Annotated in this window: 5 protein-coding genes and 1 pseudogene; all 6 read right to left on the bottom strand. The window is 55.0% G+C overall.

Going from position 1 to position 4,174, the window contains the following annotated elements; translation table 11 throughout:
* On the bottom strand, nt 1-1,707 hold a 1,707-nt coding region (locus tag DW189_RS13710), incomplete at its 3' end, for an AAA family ATPase (RefSeq protein WP_117508575.1).
* Nucleotides 1,708-1,806: 99 nt separating this feature from the next.
* Nucleotides 1,807-2,090: pseudogene (locus DW189_RS13705) on the bottom strand (DUF4326 domain-containing protein); the annotation flags it as partial.
* A 49-nt stretch (nt 2,091-2,139) separates the two neighbouring features.
* Nucleotides 2,140-2,841, bottom strand: coding sequence for a methyltransferase domain-containing protein (locus tag DW189_RS14500; protein ID WP_141417855.1), 702 nt, complete (start codon nt 2,839-2,841; stop codon nt 2,140-2,142).
* A 356-nt stretch (nt 2,842-3,197) separates the two neighbouring features.
* Complete coding sequence (locus tag DW189_RS13690; RefSeq protein ID WP_026318695.1) at nt 3,198-3,494, bottom strand: hypothetical protein; 297 nt, start codon at nt 3,492-3,494, stop codon at nt 3,198-3,200.
* Between the two features lie 52 nt (nt 3,495-3,546).
* Nucleotides 3,547-3,969, bottom strand: a complete 423-nt coding sequence (locus tag DW189_RS13685) for a hypothetical protein (protein ID WP_019151264.1) — start codon at nt 3,967-3,969, stop codon at nt 3,547-3,549.
* A gap of 17 nt (nt 3,970-3,986) precedes the next feature.
* Nucleotides 3,987-4,174: hypothetical protein (locus DW189_RS13680; RefSeq protein WP_117508558.1), on the bottom strand; the 188-nt coding region annotated here is incomplete at its 5' end.

The raw sequence follows: 4,174 nt of genomic DNA, 5'->3' as shown, positions 1-4,174 counted from the left end.
CGAAGGATTCAATGCCTGCTGCAACAGCAGGTTCAGGTTCGCGGCGCCCACGACGCCCCGCTGCATCGGCGTAAGTACTTGAATACGGTCCGGACTTTCCCGGTAGGCGCGGGGCAGGCGCTCCTTCACCAGCCGGACGATGGTTTCGGCGGCCCGTTCGGGGTCGTCCTCCCGCATGAAGAAAAAGTCGGTGTCGCGGCCGTTGCTCGTATCGGGGAAGCGTCCCTGGTTGATGGTGTGGGCGTTCATCACGATACGGCTCTTCTGCGCCTGCCGGAAGATGCGCACGAGCCGCACGACGGGGATACGCTGCGAGTCGATGATGTCGCGCAGGACGTTTCCCGCCCCGACGCTCGGCAGCTGGTCGATGTCGCCGACGAACACCAGCCGCATCCCCACGGGAACGGCTTTCAGCAGGTTGTTCATCAAAAGGATGTCGATCATAGAACACTCGTCCACGATCAGCGCGTCGCCTTCCAGCGGGTTCTCGTCGTTGCGCTTGTAGCCGTCCTGCGGGTTGTACTCCAACAGCCGGTGGATGGTCTTGGCCTCCATGCCCGTCGCCTCGCTCATACGCTTGGCAGCACGTCCCGTCGGTGCCGCCAGCAGCACGCGCAGGCCGGCTTTTTTCAAGGCCGCGATAATTCCCTGCGTCGTAGTCGTCTTACCCGTACCGGGGCCGCCGGTCAACACCATGACTTTGGACGTGACGGCCTGCCGGATAGCCGCAAGCTGAACTTCGTCGTATTCAATGCCGGTTTCCGCGGTGAGGGACGACGGATCGAAAAGCCCGTCGAACAACGAACGGCCCGTACTCTCTGCCAAATCTCTCAGGCGACGCGACGTACCGCACTCGGCATGGTAGAACGGAGGAAGGTAGATGGCATCCTTATCGAGAATAAGGTCGTCGGATCGGATCATCTGCTCCAGAACCTCCCGGATAGAGATTTCGCCGGCTTCGAGAAGTTGCCCCGCAGCCTTTACCAACTGTTCCTCCCCGGCGTAGACATGTCCTTCGTCCGAGAGTTGTCCCAGCGTATAGAGGATGCCGCTCCGGCATCGCCGCGGGTCCTCTTTCTCATAGCCCATCTTTGCGGCGATGCCGTCGGCGGTCTTGAAGCCGATACCCCAGATATCGTCGGCAAGGCGGTAGGGATTTTCTTTCACCTTGTCGATACTCTCCTTGCCGTATTCCCGGTAGATTTTCGCAGCATAGGCCGTGCTCACGCCGTAGCCCTGCAGGAAGAGCATGACATTCTTGATATCTTTTTGCTTCTCCCAGCTCTCCCGGATCTTCGCCACACGCTTCCGCCCGATGTTCGGAACTTCGTAAAGCCGTTCGATGTCCGTCTCGATGATGTCGATGGTCTCCGTTCCGAATCGCTGGACGATAGCCCGGGCGAACCGCGGGCCGATGCCCTTGACCAATCCGCTGCCGAGGTATTTTTCGATCCCGTACACCGTGGCGGGCATCGTCTCCTCCCATGTCGCGGCGACGAACTGGCTGCCGTAGCGTTTGTCCACCTTCCATTCGCCGCGGCACAGAAGAACGCTGCCCACGGGAACCTCCAGCAGGTTACCCACGAGCGTGACAAGGTCGTTATAGCCCTTCACCTTGACCTTCAGCACCGAGTATCCGTTCTCGGGATTCTGATAGGTGATACGTTCCACGACACAGCGCAGAAGAGTTGCCGGGTGTTCGTTCATAAAACGGACGATACTGAATACCCAGTAAAATTACGGAAAAAATCCCGGAATAGCAATGCCGCCGGGCATATGACCTTCCTAACCGATTTATTCATCGTCCAAGGTATCGAGATATTCCTTGATAATATCCCCATGACAGGGATAAGGCTTACAGAAGCATCCCAAGCGTTTGCCTTTCAAAGCATGGATACGCTGCCCAAACTCAGGATCGGTACGCAGGCGTCCGTAAAAATAACTGCGGTAGCGGTCCAAAGTAGCACCGCGGCTCATGCCCGGCAGCAGCCGAAAAGGATTCCCGAAATAACCGTCTTCACCATGGCCGGCACGGCCGATTAAACATCGCATGCTGCATAATGAATGTTTACCACTTCAGTTCGTTTCATGACATAAAATTTTAACATTGACGCGGGGTTCTCCCCGAGTCGGAATGCACTACGCCCGTTCCACTACGACGATCTCCGCACGGCAGGCAGTGCGTGCGAACGGCTCCTGCATGGGTGTCCGGTGGTGGATGATAAAGTGCCGCATCGTCTCCTGTACGGCTTTGGGACGCTGCTTGTCGATAAAGCCGTACGGCAGAAGCAGCACGGCACGATCGCCCGAGCGTTGCGTGCGGGAGAGCCATTGCAGGAAGTAGACACACTCCACAATCTCGAACGGCGGATTGGCAATGACGTTCTCGCAGCGGAAGTCGATCTCATGAAATTGCATCCGCAGCGCAGCAGTTTCGGGGTAGAGGCGTTCGTATAGATCAACCAGCTCCGCATCGGCATCGAAGCCGAGGAGCGCCGACGGATGCACGCCCTCGAGGAGCAGGGCGCGCGTAAGTTGCCCCGTGCCGCAGCAGGCGTCCACGATACGGCTGTCATTGTCGAAATATCGCACGGCCAGTGCCGCCATCTGGCAGGCCGTGCGGTCGGGTGTCAGGTATTGCGAAGCATAGACGCCCTTGCGGCGCTGCCGCTCGCACATTGCATCATACGGCCAGTTATCGCCGCCGTAGAGGAATGGCAGGTCATTGTGCTGCTGCCAATAATCGAGAATCTCCGGCAGCGTATCCGGCCAATAGAAATTGCGCCGCAGATAGTAATTCTGAAGCGCATAGCGTTTTGTGATTCTTTCAAAGATTTTCATTGGATCAGGTTTTAGGGTTACTCTTTTTTCTGCCGCGGCACCGCAATCCAGTCGGGATTCAGCGTCATACGCCAATCGGGATCGCCAGTGCGGTAAGCGAGGAGCTGGGCGGCGTAATCGTGAGCTTCACGGGAATTTTGGGCCCGATAGTGAAACATCCATTTCTGACCGCACCGGGGACATTCCCAGACGACCATCGTACCGGCAGAGGTCTCGGCAAGGCCCAGCATGCAAGGTACTACGTATAGTGCGGCGGTTCGAAATCACATTCATAACAGGTATAAATACCGCGGTTATAGCATCCCTGCGGTGGAACGCGCAGGGACAAAGGAATATCGATCATATAAGTATATGGTTTAGGTGTTCGTATCTTCAGGCGAAGCCGCGACTCCGTCCTCTTGGCAATAGTCGAATTTCATCAGCTTTGCGACACGGGCGTACTCCTTATCGTAATACGTATCGTATTCCTTTTGATATTCCTCCTTGTAATGGGTTCCGCCGTCGGGATCGTCGGGGTCATCGGCTTCGACGAATGTTTCGAAAGGTGCACCGTGTGCGTTCAGCAGCCGTCCGACGGCCAGATCGCAGGCAATATCCATAATCGACGCGTTGATCGCGTCCTTATGGTTACGGTAATATTCGTGTAAATTCATGGTTTCGTTCATTAAAATGTTCTTGGTTTGAGTTATTGTATTTCTGCGGACATCAGGTCGGGGTCCGCAATGCAGATCGGGTTTGTTCCGGGTATTCATTGGGCAGACTCTTTCCGGATTCGGATTTGCTCCTCTGCGAATTGTCTGTTCCACCACGCCTCGCAGGCATCGACAAGCATTTGATACTTCTCTTCGGAAGGTTGTCCGTGATGCAGTTTCCGTCTGCGGCCGAGTAAATCATAACCGTAGGATCTCCATTATTGTTTTCTATATCCAGTGGATATTCCGTTCCGGGAATCTGATAAGCAGCATCTTCCTGATAGGTCGGATCATTTGACAGTTCATCGAGTTGACCGTCAGCACATAGATCCTTGATCTTCTGGACTGCCGTTTCGAGATTCTCGGCTTCAAAACTGAAATACCGGCAATCTATGACAGTAATTTTTTGATTCCGATAAAATTCATAGCGTTTCATTGCGCGATTATTTGAGGTTAATACTTCGACACTTCCAGTCCTTTTTTCGTCATGCTCATCGAGAAGCCCGCCTCATGGAGCTGTTTCAGTACCGAAGCGTTGCTCTCATGGATAAGAAGCGGATAGACTTGGGAGTAGTTGTCGGCGATCGGTGTGTTGAACGACACAGTGATTCTGTTGTTTCGGGTGATGATTTCCAGCGCAC

Origin of the sequence: Alistipes sp. AM16-43 (assembly GCF_003435745.1) — a bacterium.
GTDB classification, from domain to species: Bacteria; Bacteroidota; Bacteroidia; order Bacteroidales; family Rikenellaceae; genus Alistipes; species Alistipes onderdonkii.
Note: the sequence above shows the minus strand (reverse complement) of the source record. Positions and strands in the feature narration are given on the sequence as shown.